Source organism: Bradyrhizobium sp. CCGB20, from assembly GCF_024199855.1.
In the GTDB taxonomy this organism is placed as follows: Bacteria; Pseudomonadota; Alphaproteobacteria; order Rhizobiales; family Xanthobacteraceae; genus Bradyrhizobium.
In genome coordinates this window covers 409,706-424,879 of the sequence record NZ_JANADN010000001.1, presented here as the reverse complement: position 1 = coordinate 424,879, position 15,174 = coordinate 409,706, and the positions used below count along the sequence as shown (strand labels likewise).

Sequence of the window (15,174 nt, the reverse complement as noted above, 5' to 3'; positions counted from 1 at the left end):
CGCACTTACCAATAGCGGTACGGATAATGCCAGCGATGCCACCGGCAGATGCGGCGCGGACCGTAATAGGTCCAGATCACCCGGCAGCGGCGCGGATAGTGGTAGTAGGGATAATAGCCGGCGTAATAATAGCGCCGGTGGAAATGACGATAGCCATAATGCGGGCGATAGCCCCAGTGGCGATGATAGCCGCCATAGCGGTGAAATCCGCCATAGCGATAGCCGCCGCCGTGGAAGGCCGGCGCAGCACGGAAGCCACCGATATGGCCGCCACGAAAGCCACCGCCGCGGAAACCGCCGAAATGTCCTCCGCCACCATGGAAGCCACCACCGCGAAAACCTCCGCCGTGAAAACCTCCGCCATGTCCGCCACCGCCGTGCCCGCCGCCACCATGGCGAACCTGCGTGACTAGGTCGTCGGTCGCGGCCTTGGTCGCAGGTGATGTTGCCGGATTGATCAAGCTCAGCGCTTCAGCACGACGCGCGGTCCCGGCCGCCAGCATCAACGTCGTGGCGGCCGCGATCCCGAGCAAGCGCATCGGCCTTGCCCTGAGACCGAATATCCTCAGCATGGACTTCTCCCTGGATCTGGACAACGTCAGTTTGGCGCAGCGTCTCACGCCATCGCTGTTCATTTGCGGTCGCTCCCAAGATTAGAATTAGGGATGGCGACGTGAACGCCTCATGAATGAACGACGTTCCCGTCGCGGCGCGCTCCATCCGGGCTGCGAGACAAGAGGAATTTGAGAGATGACTGTCTACGCGATTGCGCAATTGAAGATGACGGATCGCGCGGCCTATGACCGCTATCAGGCGCGCTTCTTCGACGTGTTCAGAAAATACGATGGACGCCTGCTCGCCGCCGACGAACAGCCGCGCGTGCTCGAAGGCGCATGGCCGTTCGACAAGCTCGTCATGATGTCGTTTCCCGACGAGGCCGCATTCCTCGCGTTCTCGAATTCGCCCGACTACGAAGACATCTCGCGCGATCGCAAGGCCGGCGCGCAAGCGACTGTGCTGCTGGTCAGGGGATTTGCGCCCGGCGGCTAGCCGATCACCAGAACGGCCCGAAGCCGAACACGAACGGTGCAGGCACGCCGTAGGGATATGGCCGGTAGTAGACAGGCCGCGCGTAATAGCGCGGGTCATGGCGCCCAGCGGACCGCACAATGTCGTAGGAGCGCCCGTGTCGCCGCGCATCGAACACCGCGGTCCCCGCCGAGGCTTCCGGCTTCACCGTACCCTGCGCCGCGGACGCGCATTGCATGCCAGCAACGAGCCCGACGACGACGGCCAATCCGATCCATCTCGTCATGATCACCTCTGCTGCGCCAGGAGGGTCGATCAGCCCCGCCGCCAGTAGCAGCTCATATGCGGCACGATCACCGTGCCGCTCGGCCTGTATTCCTGCACATAGGTGGCGTTGCATTCGCGGACCGCGTCGGGACCCGGGTCGTAGCGCGGATAGACGCCGTCCGGGCTGTAATAGGGCGTGACGCGGATCCGCGGCGGCGGCCGCTTGCGCGGCGGCGGGGCGTCGGGCACGTCCGCCTGAGCCATCCGGACTTCGGCGCCGGCGGTCTGGGCTTCCGCGCCAACACAAAACTGCGAAAACAACCCCATGCACAGTAGCGTCAGCGCTGTTTTCGCTCGCATTTTTCCGCCCACCTGAAACGTCCCATTCGAGGCCCCACGCTCCCCGTTTTGGCGGCGCCCGTCAACCTCGACGCGCTTATAAAGCCAGATGCATCAACGGGGAACCCGCGCTAAGAGGTGCTTATGTGGACGGAACTGAAAGCGCCCTCGCTGGCCGAAATGGAAGCGACGGCCCACGACCTGTTCGAGCGCCTGCCGGCGGAGTTTCGGAAGCTCTGCGAGGGCGTGATCATCCGCGTCGACGATTTCCCGACCGAGGAAGTCCTGGACGAGATGAAATGCGAGAGCGAGTTCGACCTGCTCGGCCTGTTCCAGGGCGTCGGCCTGCCCCAGCAGAGTTTTGGCGACGTGGCGCGGCTGCCCAACATGGTCTGGCTCTACCGGCGGCCGATCCTGGATTACTGGGCCGAACACGACGAGAGCCTCGGCCACATCGTCCGCCACGTCCTGATCCACGAGATCGGCCACCATTTCGGCCTCTCGGACGACGATATGGCCGCGATTGAGGCTCAAGCAGACTAGATCTGCCGAATTCGGCCTAGGATTCGGACATCGATCGCGATAGATAATCGGTTCCCCTGAACCACCCCCGGGAAAGCGCAACCATGGACAAGTTCACCACGCTGGAAGGCGTCGCGGCGCCGCTGAAGATCATCAATGTCGACACCGACATGATCATTCCGAAGCAGTACCTCAAGACCATCAAGCGCACCGGCCTTGGCAAGGGGCTCTTCTCCGAGCAGCGCTACAAGGACGACGGCAGCGAGAACCCGGATTTCGTGCTCAACCAGCCCGCCTATCGCAATTCGAAGGTGCTGGTCGCCGGCGACAATTTCGGCTGCGGCTCGAGCCGCGAGCACGCGCCCTGGGCGCTGCTCGACTTCGGCATCCGCTGCGTGATCTCGACCTCGTTCGGCGACATCTTCTACAACAACTGCTTCAAGAACGGCATTCTTCCAATCCGCGTCTCGCAGGAAGACCTCGACAAGCTGTTCGACGATGCCGAGCGCGGTGCCAACGCGACGCTGACGATCGACCTGCCGAACCAGGAGATCCGCGGCCCCGACGGCGGCAAGGTCAAGTTCGAGATCGATCCGTTCCGCAAGCACTGCCTGATCAATGGCCTCGACGACATCGGTCTCACGATGGAGAAAAAGTCCTCGATCGACACCTATGAAGACAAGCTCAAGCACGAACGCGCCTGGGCCTGATCTCGATATCCGGTTCGAGCCCCGGTGCTGACGGCGCCGGGGCTTTTTCTTTGCCCTGATTATCTCCTAAGTTTGCACGCATGCTGCCCGACATCGTCACCTTCTGGCATGGCCCGATGGACGCACTGCGCCAGACCTGTCTGCGCTCGCAATTGGCTGCCGGCCACAAGGTCACGGTCTACAGCTTCGACACCATTCCCGGCCTGCCCGCGGGCATTGCGAACGCGGACGCCGAGGCGATTCTGCCGCATGCCTTCTCCGAACGATTGCGGCCGCCGCAGCCGGACGGAAGCTGGCGCGACTGGACCACGCTTCAGTTCAGCGATTTCTTCCGCATGAAGCTGATGGCGAAGAACCTCGGCCTCTGGCTCGACGCCGACGTGCTGCTGCTGAAACCCGTCGAGATCGATCCGGCAAAGCCGTACTTCGCCTGGGAGCGGCCACGCCAGCTCGGCAATTCCGTGATCTACCTGCCGCCCGAACACGGCATCGTTGCCGCCTTCGAGGAGCTGATGGAGCAGGAGGAGCTCACGCCGAACTGGCTGTCGGTGCGCCATCGCATCACCTTCATGATGCGCCGCCTGCGCGGCGGCTCGAACCGTCTCTCCGACATCCGCGTCGCGATCTTCGGGCCTGCCGCACTCACGGCACTCGCGCGCCGCACCGGCGAGCTGGAACGCGCGCTTCCGAAGCAATCATTCTACGCGGTGCATGCCGAGCCAAAGCTGTTCTTCGATCCCTCTAGCTATCTCGGCCTCGTCACCAACCCCGAGATCATCGGCCTGCACATCTCGCCCAAGGGACGCGGCGGCGAGAAGCCGATTCCGGGCAGCCTGTATGCCTGGGCCGCGGAGCGGTTCGCGTAGCTCCCTCCGTGTCCCGGGTACGAGAGCCGAATTTGATCCAGCGCAACGCGCTTCTGCATGATTGTGCCTAGTCTCGCTCCAATCCCGTTAATCGAATGGAGCCTCGCATGAGCACCGCAAGCAGGCCGTATCCCATCGTCCAGGACCTCATCGAATCCTTTGCCGCCTGGCTGAAGCATCGCCGCGAGATGAACGAGATGCGACAGCTCGATCGCGCCGATTTCGACCGAATCGCGAGCGATCTGAGGATCGCGCCTGACGATCTGGAGGAGCTGGTCCGCCATGGTAAGCATGCCGCCGACGAGCTGCCGAAGATGCTCGAACAGCTCGGCATCAGCGCAGAAGGGTTAGGACGCGCACAGCCGCTGCTGCTGCGCGACATGGAGCGGGTCTGCGCGCTTTGCCATAACAAGGGACAGTGCGACCGCGATCTCGCCGACGGCACTGCTGCGGAGAACTATCAGGGCTATTGCCCGAATGCCTCCACACTGGAGTCGCTCGATCGCGACGTCGCAGCAACGCATTGACGAGCGGCCTACTGGGTAGCCGGAAAGCGCCCCTGACGAGATGTAAGACAATCCCGCTTACTCAATTGCGCGGGCACTCAAAACCATCTCCGACTTGTGAACACATGGCACCGATTCGCCGACAAGAGGCTTTTCGGTCTGTGTTAAACCTAGCCGCGCGTATCAAGCGGAGCAGGGGCAGCACTTCCAGTCAGTACGGGAGTATTCAATGTCAGACCTCGTTGCGATCGTGTACCCATCCGAAGCCAAGGCAGAGGAAGTCCGGCAGAAGATTCTCACGCTTCAGAAAGAGTATCTGATCACGATCCACGATGCCGTGATCGCGGTCAAAACCGGGGATTCCGTCAAACTCAATCAGCTTGTGAACACCGCGATGACGGGCGCCGCAAGCGGCAGCTTCTGGGGACTGCTATTCGGGTTGGTGTTCCTGAATCCTCTGATCGGCGTGGCTCTCGGTGCCGGCGCAGGCGCATTGGGCGGCGCTCTCACCGACTTCGGGATCAGAGATCAGTTCATGAAGGATCTGGCCGCGAAGGTGAAATCGGGCGATGCCGTTCTATTCCTGCTGATCAAGAGCATGACCGCAGACAAGGTTCTCAATGAGATCAAGGATGCGGGAGGGGTGGTTCTCAAGACCTCGCTCGATGAAAAGAAAGAGCAGCACCTGCGCGATACCCTCGCAGCCGCAACTCAGCCCAAGGCTGCGTAGCAACCTGGGGCAAAGCGCAACCGCCCCTTATGACACCATCGGGTTTGCGTGAGGCCGCCGATCAGCTTCGCCTCACGCAAACGGTCCAATGCGACGCGTCGACGTCGCGCTAGTTCACCTTCTTGACCGGTGGCGGCGTCCAGCGGCCGTCTATGGCTTCGCGCATCGGTGAGTAAAGCCGCATGGCGAGATTGAACTCGCCTGCCGGCGCTGGAAGCCAGTTGCTCTCCTTGTCCGGGCCAGGCGTCTCGTTCTGGATGAAAATGTCGAGCGATCCATCGCTGTTGAACTTGAGCTTGTCCCGGTCGCCGAGCGCAAAACGGTTGAGTGCATTTGGCGACTGAAACCCGTCCCTGTCGTAGAGCGTGACCGACCAGAAGGCCTCGGCGGGCGGCAGTCTCCCCTTGTCGAAGTGCAATGCGTAGCGGCTCGTTCCGTTGTAAGGCCTGCCCTCTGCATCGACAAAGGACGCAGGATAAATGGCGTCCTCCGGTAGGTTTACGCCGAGCCCGATCAAAGCTGCCATGCCACGAAGCTTGTATGCCGTTCCATAAGTGCCAACTGTGCTGGTCTGATAAAACCAGCCGTTGACGTGAAGGCCGATGCCGGCCCCACTCTTGCCCGACTGCTCGAGATCAGCGAGCGCGTCCTTCGCGGCCGCATTGATCGTTTTGATGAGAGCGGGATCGAGCGTCGATGTGCCGAACGCCTTGCCGGGTTCAAGGCCAATCTGCTTCATGCGGAGCAGAAGTGGATAATCGTTCGAATGCGGCGGATTCTTTGCCGCCAGTTCGGCGAAACGGCCCAACACCTCGATGCCGTCCATCCGGTTTACCTGAACGAGTGGGGGCGTCTTGCTGTCGATGGCCGGGTCGGTCGGGGCACTCGCCGGCGGAACGTAGCTTTTGCCCCATTGGCTCAGCGGCGTCAGCTTGTAGCCATCCTGGACCTTATGGACATTCTCGTAGTCGGCAGGCCCATTCGTCTGGGTGCGCCCGAGTATCCAGATCATCTGTGTCGGGGCTACAATCTTGGTCATGCCGTCGGGCAGTGACCCGCGCCAGTCCGGGCCCACAAGAACGAAATTGCCTGCCTTCGTTCCGGTCGTCCGCGAGCCGACGACGCAAAATACGTCGGTCCACGCATCGAGCATGGGAAGCAAATAGTAGCGTCCCGCCGTATCAGGAACGGATAGTACGATGGGTTCAGGCCCAAGGTCGAGCCAAGCCGGAGAATAAAGCGTATCGAAATTGTAGCGTACGACGTCTCGGTCCTCGGCGCGAGGGTAGCTGCGTGCATGGGCAAACTGATTGATGGGCGCACGCAACGGCACCGCATTGGGATCCGGCACGTTCGTCGATTGGCGCCTGGACACGTCCATGGTGACGATTGGATATGCGAAGACGTATGCGTCGCGGGCGATTTCGTAAGCCTGCTCCCTGGAAACAGTTTGCGCGTCAGCGGCCGAAATCAAGACCGGGCCGAAAAGGACGAGTGGCGAAAGCACGCAGAGAGCGGATCCGAGCGCTGCTCTTTTCATGGCACCCTCTATCGATTTTTCGAAAGAGAGTAACAGCGGCTATCCGAATGTCCTGTGCAGTTTGTGCCAAAGAGACGAAGCGCCGCCTTCGTTCAGAAGCGGTCATGCCCTCGGTAAACAGAAGATTGACTGATGGCGTCGGAAAAGCAGCGATCGCTGTTCTGAAGCAGACGCCCTAGCCTTTCCCCATCGCCGCAATCGCATCCGCGATCTCGATCGTGCGCCGGGCCATGTCGGCGTGCAGGCGCTCGACCATGGCGCCGTCGAGACGGATCGCGCCGCGCGAGACGTTCTCCGGCAATTCGAACGCCGCGATGATCTTGCGGGCGCGCGCGACTTCCTCTTCGGGCGGCGTGAAGATGACGTTGCAGGCTTCGATCTGCGAGGGATGGATCAGCGTCTTGCCGTCGAAGCCGAGGTCGCGGCCCTGCGCACACTCCGTGGCGAAGCCATCGGGGTTGGCGATGTCGCTGTAGGGGCCGTCGAGGATTTCGAGGCCGGAAGCGCGCGTTGCCAGGATGCAGTGCGTGATCATCGGGATCATCGCGGCGCGGCCGGGCAGCATCTTGATGCGCGTCTCGCGCGAGATATCGTTGGGGCCGAACACGAAGCCTGAGAGGCGCCTCGATGGATCGCGCCCGGCCGCAGCCAGCTCCTCCGCATGCAGCACGGCGCGCGCGGTCTCGATCATGGCCCAGACCTTGACGGTCGGCGCGGCGCCAAGCTCGGCGAGGCGGCTGCCGATCGTCTGGAGATCTTCGATGCTTGAAACTTTCGGAACCAGAATTCCGTCCGGCGAGGCCTTGGCGGCCATCGCGACGTCATCGGCCCACCAGGGCGTGTCGAGGCCGTTGGTCCTGATCAAAATCTCGCGCTTGCCAAAGCCCCTGGCCGCGATCGCGGCGGCGATCCCGTCGCGCGCCGCCGCCTTGGCATCGGGGGCGACGGAATCCTCGAGATCGAGGATCAGGCCGTCGGCAGCGAGATTCCGTGCCTTTTCCAGCGCGCGGGGGTTGGAGCCGGGCATGAACAGATGGCTGCGGCGCGGGCGGGTCATGCAAGCGTTCCTTCCGGTTTCCTCGTCTCACGTCTGACCGAAGCCGATAGCATCTGGCCTGCCTATTCGAAAGGCTTGTTCGCCCCTGCGGTCTATGATTAGGCATAGGTCATGATGACATTCCCAGAGCATTTGCTGGAAGGCTACAAGGCCTTCGCCACCCAGCGGCTGCCGACCGAGCAGAGCCGCTATCGCGAGCTGTCGGTGAAGGGGCAGTTCCCGGAAGTGATGGTGATCGGCTGCTGCGACAGCCGCGTCTCGCCCGAGGTGATCTTCGACGTCGGCCCGGGCGAACTGTTCGTGGTCCGCAACATCGCCAACCTGGTGCCGGTGTATCAGCCCGACGGCAATGCGCACGGCGTCTCCGCGGCGCTGGAATACGCCGTGACGGTGCTTAAGGTGAAGCACATCGTCATCCTCGGCCACGCGCAATGCGGCGGCATCCGCGCCTTTGTCGACAAGATCGAGCCGCTCACGCCGGGCGACTTCATCGGCAAGTGGATGCAGATGTTCATCAAGCCGGGCGAAGTGGTCGAGCAGCGCGACCACGAGACCATGGCGCAATTCGTCGAGCGCATCGAGAAGGCCGCGGTGTTCCGCAGCCTGGAAAACCTGATGACGTTCCCGTTCGTGCGCAAGGCCGTGGACGCCGGCCAGATGCAGACCCACGGCGCCTATTTCGGCGTGGCGGAGGGATCGCTGTTCGTGCTGGACAAGGCGAGCAAGGAATTCAAGAGCGTCAGGGACGCGGGGTGAATTCGTGGCTCGTAGGGTGGGTTAGCCCGCGGTCGCGCGAAGCGCGATCCGCTGGCGTAACCCACCACTTCTGTCTCCGCGGAAACTAAAGAGGTGGGTTACGCCTTCGGCTAACCCACCCTACAGCAGCTCGGCTTACGCCGCCTTCTTCTTCGCGCTGATCAGCTTGCGGTTGATCAGCACTTCCGCGATCTGGATCGCGTTGAGCGCGGCGCCCTTGCGCAGATTGTCGGACACGCACCACAGCACGAGACCGTTCTCCACCGTGGCGTCTTCGCGGATGCGGCTGATATAAGTCGCGTCCTCGCCGGCCGCTTCATACGGCGTGGCGTAGCCGCCGGGCTCCTGCTTGTCGATGACGAGACAGCCGGGCGCCTTGCGCAGGATGTCGCGCGCCTCGTCCGCCGTGATCGGATTCTCGAACTCGATGTTGACGGCCTCGGAGTGGCCGACGAACACCGGCACGCGCACGCAGGTCGCGGAGAGCTTGATCTTGGGATCAAGGATCTTCTTGGTCTCCGCCATCATCTTCCACTCTTCCTTGGTGTAGCCGTCCTCCATGAAGACGTCGATGTGGGGGATGACGTTGAAGGCGATGCGCTTTGGGAATTTCTTCGCGACCAGCTCGTCATTGGTGTAGACGGCCTTGGTCTGCGAGAACAACTCGTCCATCGCGTCCTTGCCGGCGCCCGAGACCGATTGATAGGTCGAGACCACGACGCGCTTGATGTTCGCCTTGTCGTGCAGCGGCTTCAGCGCGACCACGAGCTGCGCGGTCGAGCAGTTCGGGTTGGCGATGATGTTCTTCTTCTTGAAGCCGGCCGTCGCGTCCGCATTCACCTCGGGCACGATCAGCGGCACGTCCGGATCCATGCGCCAGGCGGACGAATTGTCGATCACGACGGTGCCGGCGGCGCCGATCTTCGGCGACCATTCCTTCGACACCGAGCCGCCGGCGGACATCAGGCAGATGTCGACGTCGGAGAAGTCGTAATGCTCGAGCGCTTTGACCTTCAGGGTGCGGTCGCCATAAGAGACCTCGACGCCGACGCTGCGGCGTGAGGCCAGGGCCACGACCTCGTCCGCGGGGAATTGGCGCTCATCCAGGATGTTGAGCATTTCCCGTCCGACATTGCCGGTCGCGCCGACGACTGCGACTTTGTAACCCATCGTTCACTCTCCGATGAAAAAGCCCGTTCCTGAAGCTGACGCTTAAACAGGAAGAGCAGCGCTTCTATGCGAGAACCGGCCTCAAGACAACGTTGGACCCTGCCTGAAGGCCGTGGATGCAGTCGCCTGAGGCCAGAACGGCCGCAACTCCCGCCCAATTCCATCTGGCGCTTGCAGCCTTCGCCGACGAGGTGGTCGGGACGCTGGCGCGCCTGTTCGCCTATGTGGGGGCGCTCGTCCTGTTTGCCATCCTCGGCCTCGCGGCGCTCGGCCAGCTGCCCAACCTGCCTGACGACGAGCCCGCTTCGAGACCGGGATGGAGCGTCGCCGACCGCTCGCATCCGGCCTTCGCCCTCAGCCGGATCGATTCATCAGAAAAAACAGCATCTTACATCATTCTCAGGCACCCCGAGGGCGGCCGCAGGGACGTGATGCGCTGGACCGGCGAGGCCGACAGCCCCGTGGCGGAGCTCGAGATTTACCGGGAGGGCGGCGAATTCGACGTGACCCGCCCGGCAACAGCCGATCTGGCGGTCCACATGGGCCTGGGTGAGGCAACCCCGCTTGAGCAGGCCGGCCTGATCGACACGAAATTCGGCCCCGTCGCCCTGTTCCGGCCAACCGGCACGGCGGAGGGCGCGCGGGCGTGCCTGGCCTATCTCAAGCGCAGCGAAGAGCCGGCGCTGCAGATTTCCGGCTTCTCCTGCCAGGGCGACACCCTGCCCGCCCGGCGCGCCGCGATCGCCTGCACGCTGAACCGGCTGACGCTGCTGACCTCGGGCAACGAGCCGAAGCTGGCGGAATTGTTCGCCCATGCGGAGCTGAAGCGCCGCGCCTGCGCGCCCCAGGGCTCGTCGGACTGGCTGCTCGGCGCCGCGAACGCGCAATTGCGCGGGGCGCTTTGACCTGCATCAAGCCCAAGTGGCTGGTATTGATGCAACTTTTGCCGACGCGCACGATTATTCCGTGCTGGTGTGACCCAATAGACCTAGTTGCGGCCGCCCCGCCCGGGCTAGTATGGAGATGAAATCGATTGGCGGCTTGCCGCCTGAAGGGGACGTGATGAGCTCGAATTTCTCTGCCGCGAACAAACTGGCGATGTGGCTTGCGGCCGGCGCCGTCATTGCCATGTCCTCAGCCCTCGCGACACCAGCCTCGGCCGACACCAAGAAGCAGCGCTATGACAACGGCCGTCCCTATTACGGCCCGAGCGGCCCCAACGCGGTCTATCAGCAGGGCCGCACCCGTATCTATGTGAGCAAGCGCTCCTGGCTCGACGGCGGCACCGAGGTCAATCCGGGCGACCGCAAGTACTCCGACTACGCCTTCCCGCCGGCCGTCGGTTATCCGTCCTTCGGCCGCGAAAACCTCAACCGCCCGATCGATCGCCAGCCGCTGAGCCCGCCGCTCGATGTCGGCGGCTATCCGCAGAATTTCCCGCTGTACTGAGGCGGACCTACCTGACGAATCAAAATGGCCGGGCTCGCGCCCGGCCATTTTTGTTTTGGGAGGTGCGCCCGCTCTACGCGTTGGCTGCCGGATCGTAGCGCCTGCAAAATTCTTCGATCGCCTCGGAGCGGAAATCGCCAAGGCGTTCGAAGATGAGCTCGTCCGGCCAATTCCACCACGCGATGCGACGCAGGCTGTCCGCGACGGAATCGTCGAAGCGCTTGCGGATCGCGCGCGCGGGAACGCCGCCGACGATCGTGTAGGGCGGCACATCGCGGCTGACGACCGCGCCTGCGGCAATCACCGCGCCGTCACCGACCGTGACGCCCGGCAGCAGAATCGCGGCGTGGCCGATCCAGACATCATTGCCGACGATGACGCGATCGCCGCGGCGATCCGCGAAGAAATCGCGGTCGCGGGTGGCGCTCGCCTCGTAATATTCGGGAACATAGGTGAAGCGATGCTGCGACGGGCGACCCATCGGATGATTGGGCGCACCGATCCGTACCGAGTTGGCGATCGCCGTGAACTTTCCGATTTCCGCGTCGGCGACCTCGCAGTTCTCGCCGAGATAGGAATAGTCGCCGAGCGAAGCATACTCGATGCGCGTGTTGGCGAGGATCTCGCAGCGGCGCCCGATCTGCGCCTCGCGCTGGCGCACCGTCTCATGGATGATGGTTTCCGCGATCTTGGGGCGGGGTGAGGCATCCATGAGGTGGCTCCGATAGCGGACCGTAGGGTGGGTTAGCCGAAGGCGTAACCCACCACTTTGGTTTCCGCGGAGACAGAAGAGGTGGGTTACGCCAAGGGACTGCGCTTCGCGCAGCCCGGGGCTAACCCACCCTACGATTTTGCTACGAGTGCTGTGCCCGCCTTACGCGTGCAGCTTCTGCAATTCCTTCAGGATCGCTTCGCCCATCTGCGTGGTCGAGGCGGCCGTGGTGCCTTCCGACTTGATGTCAGCGGTGCGCAGGCCGCTGGCCAGCACGGCGGCGATCGCGGCATCGACCTTGTCGGCGAGATCGCCCATGTCGAAGGAATAGCGCAGGGCCATGCCGAAGGACGAGATCATCGCGATCGGATTGGCGAGGCCCTTGCCGGCGATGTCGGGCGCCGAGCCGTGCACGGGCTCGTACAGCGCCTTGCGCTTCTTGCTCTTCACATCGACCTCGCCGAGCGAGGCCGATGGCAGCATGCCGAGCGAGCCCGTCAACATCGCCGCGATGTCGGACAGCATGTCGCCGAACAGATTGTCGGTGACGATGACGTCGAACTGCTTCGGCCACTTCACCAGCATCATGCCGCCGGAATCGGCGAGCTGGTGCTCGAGCGTGACGTCGGCATATTCGCGCTTGTGGACTTGCGTGACGACCTCGTTCCAGAGCACGCCCGACTTCATGACGTTGCGCTTCTCCATCGACGTCACCTTGTTCTTGCGCTTCTTGGCAAGCTCGAAGGCGACGCGGGCGATGCGCTCGATCTCATAGGTGTCGTAGACCTGGGTATCGATGGCGCGCTTCTGGCCGTTGCCGAGATCGGTGATGGTCTTGGGCTCGCCGAAATAGACGCCGCCGGTGAGCTCGCGCACGATGACGATGTCGAGGCCCTCGACCGCCTCGCGCTTCAGGCTCGAGGCATCGGCCAGCGCCGGATAGCACACCGCGGGGCGGAGGTTGGCGAACAGACCGAGATCCTTGCGCAGCCGGAGCAGGCCGGCTTCGGGGCGCACCTCGTAGGGCACCGCGTCCCATTTCGGGCCGCCGACGGCACCGAAGATGATCGCGTCGGCGTCTTTCGCCTTGACCATGTCGCCCTCGGAGATCGACACCTTGTGGGCGTCATAGGCGGAGCCGCCGACGAGGCCAGTATCGGTCTCGAATTTGGCGATCCCCGCCGAATTGAGCCAGTCGATCAGCCGCTTCACCTCGCCCATCACCTCGGGGCCGATACCGTCGCCGGGGAGCAGCAGCAGTTTGTGGGTCGCCATGGTCGTTTCCTCTCAGATCGAATTCGGCCGGAGTGCTAGAGCGGCGTTGCGCGCTTGGCAAGACACCATTGCCGCCTCGCGGCTGTGCAAGGCGGGCGGGGCCTGCCACACTGCCGGATGCCGGAGTAGCCCTTGCACGCCCCTGATCGCCCTCTGCCTCCTGCGCATCCCGCGCGGCTAATCCTGACCCTGTCGCTGGCGGCGACGGTCGGGCTCGGCATCGGCCGCTTTGCCTATGCGCTGGTGCTGCCGGACATGCGGGAGACCCTCGGCTGGTCCTACTCGGCGGCCGGTTTCATGAACACCATCAACGCCGTCGGCTACCTCGCGGGCGCGCTTGTGGCGTCGCGGCTGATCCAGCGCGTCGGCTGGTCGGCGGCGATCCGGGGCGGAACCCTGGCCTGCGTCGCCGCGCTCGCCACTTGCGCGCTGACAGGCAATTTCGTCGCGCTGAGCCTTGCGCGTCTCGTGCTGGGCCTGGGTGCCGCGGCCGGCTTCGTCGCCGGCGGCGCGCTGGCCGCTTCCATCGCGCAGTCTCGTCCCGAGCGGGCCAATTTCCTGCTGAGCCTGTTCTATGCCGGGCCCGGTATCGGCATTCTCGCCTCAGGGCTGATCGCCCCGTTCACGCTGCAATATTTCGGGCCGGGCTCGTGGTGGATGGTGTGGTGGGCACTGACGCTGCTGTCCGTCGTCATGACCGTGCCCCTGTTCCTGGTCCGCATCGCGAGCGACGTGCGTTTCTCGGAAGGCAGCCACGCCGCCTTCGCGATTGTTCCGGTGCTGATCTATCTCGCCGGCTACTTCCTGTTCGGCGCGGGCTACATCGCCTACATGACCTTCATGATCGCCTATGTGCGCGACAGCGGTGGCGGGGCCGCGGCACAGGCTGCGTTCTGGAGCCTGATCGGCCTCAGCGCCTTTGCGACGCCGTGGGCCTGGCGCGGCGTGCTGGCGCTGGATCGCGGTGGCCTCGCCACCGCGATCATCCTCGGCACCAACGCGCTCGGCGCGGCCCTGCCGATGCTGGGGCATTCGCCCGCTTGGCTCGCGGTGTCGGCGGTGGTGTTCGGCGTCGCCTTCTTCGCCGTGGTCGGCTCGACCACCGCGTTCGTCCGCTTCAACTACCCGCCGGAGGTGTGGCCGACCGCGATCGCGGCGATGACAATCTCGTTCGGCGTCGGGCAGACGCTCGGTCCGATCGTGGTCGGCGCGATCACGGATGCGCTGGGGAGTTTGAGTTACGCGCTGAATGTGTCGGCGGCGTTGCTGGCGCTCGGGGCGGTGGCGGCTCTGTGCCAGCGGAAGGTCGGGCCGAAGGCTTCGGTGCCGTAGGGTGGATTAGCCCCGGGCTGCGCGAAGCGCAGTCCCTTGGCGTATTCCACCAACTTCGTTCGGCAGACGCGGAAGCGTGGCGGATTACGCCTTCGGCTAATCCACCCTACGGCAGCGGAGCTAGCTCCCACTGAACGAATTGTACCCCTGGTCTTCCCAATAGCCGCCCTTGTAGTCGTTGGTGACTTCCATCGAGACCACGTATTTCGGGTTCTTGAAGCCGAGCTTCGTGGGCACGCGGATCTTCATCGGGAAACCGTAGGCGCGCGGCAGAATCTCGTTGGCGTATTTGAACGTCATCTGGGTCTGCGGATGCAGCGCGCTGCGCATGTCGAGCGGCGAATTGTAGCCGTCCTTGTCGGCACACTGGAACCAGACATATTTCGCGCGCGTGTCGGCGCCGATCAGCTTGAGGAAATCGCGCAGCGGCGTGCCGGTCCAGCTGCCGATCGCGCTCCAGCCTTCGACGCAGATATGACGGGTGATCTGGTTCACCTGCGGCAGCTTGTAGAGCTCGTCCAGCGTCCACGACTTCTTGTTGTCGACGAGACCGCGCACCTCGAGCTTCCAGTCCTTGCCGTCGATGTCGGGCGCGTCGTCGAGATCGTAATAGGCGTTGAACGGGAACGGCTTCGTGATCGCGCTCTCGGGGAAGGTCGGCGCCAAGGCGTCGGGATTGAAGATGAAAGCCTGCACGGCGTCGTTGAACTTCGAGACCTTCGCCAGCATGGTTTCGGCCGAGGAGGAGTCGACGACATCGCAGCCGGTGAGCAGCGTCAGCGCACCTAAGCTGGCGCCGCCCGCGATGAAGCGGCGTCGCGTGAAGTCAGGCATCGCCTTGATGGAGTCCTTGATCAGCAGCCGCTTGTCGACGCCGGGGATCAGGAACGAGCGCTTGGCCATGGTTCTCCCTC

The 15,174-nt window shown here is 63.5% G+C and carries 19 protein-coding genes; 10 read left to right on the top strand and 9 right to left on the bottom strand.

Features of this window, described 5'->3' with window-relative positions; all coding sequences use genetic code 11:
• Positions 1–5 precede the first annotated feature (5 nt).
• Positions 6–572: a hypothetical protein gene (locus tag NLM15_RS01980; protein ID WP_254115016.1), complete on the bottom strand. Its 567-nt coding sequence runs from the start codon at positions 570–572 to the stop codon at positions 6–8.
• 178 nt (positions 573–750) lie between these two features.
• On the opposite strand from NLM15_RS01980, the gene NLM15_RS01975 reads away from it, so the two are divergent.
• The gene (locus NLM15_RS01975) at positions 751–1,050 is read left to right on the top strand and encodes a DUF1330 domain-containing protein (protein ID WP_254115015.1); all 300 of its coding nucleotides are present in this window, start codon (positions 751–753) and stop codon (positions 1,048–1,050) included.
• A gap of 4 nt (positions 1,051–1,054) precedes the next feature.
• Here NLM15_RS01975 and NLM15_RS01970 read toward each other — a convergent pair whose 3' ends face one another.
• Together NLM15_RS01970 and NLM15_RS01965 are read right to left on the bottom strand one after the other, a co-directional pair.
• Positions 1,055–1,315 (bottom strand): hypothetical protein, encoded by a 261-nt coding sequence (locus tag NLM15_RS01970; RefSeq protein WP_254115013.1) that lies wholly within the window; start codon positions 1,313–1,315, stop codon positions 1,055–1,057.
• Positions 1,316–1,344: 29 nt separating this feature from the next.
• Positions 1,345–1,623 (bottom strand): hypothetical protein, encoded by a 279-nt coding sequence (locus NLM15_RS01965; RefSeq protein ID WP_254124122.1) that lies wholly within the window; start codon positions 1,621–1,623, stop codon positions 1,345–1,347.
• A 156-nt stretch (positions 1,624–1,779) separates the two neighbouring features.
• On the opposite strand from NLM15_RS01965, the gene NLM15_RS01960 reads away from it, so the two are divergent.
• The 5 genes from NLM15_RS01960 to NLM15_RS01940 all read left to right on the top strand — a co-directional run bounded on the left by NLM15_RS01960 (position 1,780) and on the right by NLM15_RS01940 (position 4,969).
• A complete protein-coding gene (locus NLM15_RS01960; protein ID WP_254115012.1) occupies positions 1,780–2,178 on the top strand; it encodes a metallopeptidase family protein in 399 nt (132 codons plus the stop codon).
• Positions 2,179–2,261: 83 nt separating this feature from the next.
• The gene (leuD, locus tag NLM15_RS01955) at positions 2,262–2,867 is read left to right on the top strand and encodes a 3-isopropylmalate dehydratase small subunit (RefSeq protein ID WP_254115010.1); all 606 of its coding nucleotides are present in this window, start codon (positions 2,262–2,264) and stop codon (positions 2,865–2,867) included.
• 80 nt (positions 2,868–2,947) lie between these two features.
• Positions 2,948–3,733: a capsular polysaccharide synthesis protein gene (locus NLM15_RS01950; protein WP_254115008.1), complete on the top strand. Its 786-nt coding sequence runs from the start codon at positions 2,948–2,950 to the stop codon at positions 3,731–3,733.
• 107 nt (positions 3,734–3,840) lie between these two features.
• On the top strand, positions 3,841–4,260 hold the full coding sequence (locus NLM15_RS01945) for a hypothetical protein (protein WP_254115007.1): 420 nt from the start codon (positions 3,841–3,843) through the stop codon (positions 4,258–4,260).
• Between the two features lie 208 nt (positions 4,261–4,468).
• On the top strand, positions 4,469–4,969 hold the full coding sequence (locus NLM15_RS01940; protein ID WP_254115006.1) for a DUF1269 domain-containing protein: 501 nt from the start codon (positions 4,469–4,471) through the stop codon (positions 4,967–4,969).
• Between the two features lie 109 nt (positions 4,970–5,078).
• Here the strand turns inward: NLM15_RS01940 and NLM15_RS01935 are convergent, their stop codons facing one another.
• Positions 5,079–6,509 carry a DUF1254 domain-containing protein gene (locus tag NLM15_RS01935; protein ID WP_254115004.1) on the bottom strand — a complete coding sequence of 477 codons (1,431 nt, stop codon included), beginning with the start codon at positions 6,507–6,509 and terminating at the stop codon, positions 5,079–5,081.
• A gap of 175 nt (positions 6,510–6,684) precedes the next feature.
• Positions 6,685–7,566 (bottom strand): CoA ester lyase, encoded by an 882-nt coding sequence (locus NLM15_RS01930; protein WP_254115003.1) that lies wholly within the window; start codon positions 7,564–7,566, stop codon positions 6,685–6,687.
• Between the two features lie 111 nt (positions 7,567–7,677).
• Between NLM15_RS01930 and NLM15_RS01925 the strand changes: the two genes are divergently transcribed.
• Entirely contained in the window at positions 7,678–8,322 is a 645-nt protein-coding gene (locus NLM15_RS01925) for a carbonic anhydrase (protein WP_254115002.1), read from the top strand.
• 135 nt (positions 8,323–8,457) lie between these two features.
• On the opposite strand, the gene NLM15_RS01920 is transcribed toward NLM15_RS01925, so the two are convergent.
• Positions 8,458–9,492, bottom strand: a complete 1,035-nt coding sequence (locus tag NLM15_RS01920) for an aspartate-semialdehyde dehydrogenase (protein ID WP_254115000.1) — start codon at positions 9,490–9,492, stop codon at positions 8,458–8,460.
• Between the two features lie 116 nt (positions 9,493–9,608).
• Here NLM15_RS01920 and NLM15_RS01915 point away from each other — a divergent pair, with 116 nt between their 5' ends.
• Entirely contained in the window at positions 9,609–10,397 is a 789-nt protein-coding gene (locus NLM15_RS01915; RefSeq protein WP_254114998.1) for a hypothetical protein, read from the top strand.
• A 157-nt stretch (positions 10,398–10,554) separates the two neighbouring features.
• Positions 10,555–10,941, top strand: a complete 387-nt coding sequence (locus NLM15_RS01910) for a hypothetical protein (RefSeq protein ID WP_254114996.1) — start codon at positions 10,555–10,557, stop codon at positions 10,939–10,941.
• A gap of 73 nt (positions 10,942–11,014) precedes the next feature.
• On the opposite strand, the gene NLM15_RS01905 is transcribed toward NLM15_RS01910, so the two are convergent.
• Complete coding sequence (locus tag NLM15_RS01905; protein WP_254114995.1) at positions 11,015–11,653, bottom strand: DapH/DapD/GlmU-related protein; 639 nt, start codon at positions 11,651–11,653, stop codon at positions 11,015–11,017.
• Between the two features lie 162 nt (positions 11,654–11,815).
• On the bottom strand, positions 11,816–12,928 hold the full coding sequence (leuB, locus tag NLM15_RS01900; protein WP_254114994.1) for a 3-isopropylmalate dehydrogenase: 1,113 nt from the start codon (positions 12,926–12,928) through the stop codon (positions 11,816–11,818).
• A gap of 132 nt (positions 12,929–13,060) precedes the next feature.
• On the opposite strand from leuB, the gene NLM15_RS01895 reads away from it, so the two are divergent.
• A complete protein-coding gene (locus tag NLM15_RS01895; RefSeq protein ID WP_254114992.1) occupies positions 13,061–14,260 on the top strand; it encodes a YbfB/YjiJ family MFS transporter in 1,200 nt (399 codons plus the stop codon).
• Between the two features lie 120 nt (positions 14,261–14,380).
• On the opposite strand, the gene NLM15_RS01890 is transcribed toward NLM15_RS01895, so the two are convergent.
• The gene (locus NLM15_RS01890) at positions 14,381–15,163 is read right to left on the bottom strand and encodes a molybdopterin-binding protein (RefSeq protein ID WP_254114990.1); all 783 of its coding nucleotides are present in this window, start codon (positions 15,161–15,163) and stop codon (positions 14,381–14,383) included.
• Positions 15,164–15,174: the final 11 nt, after the last annotated feature.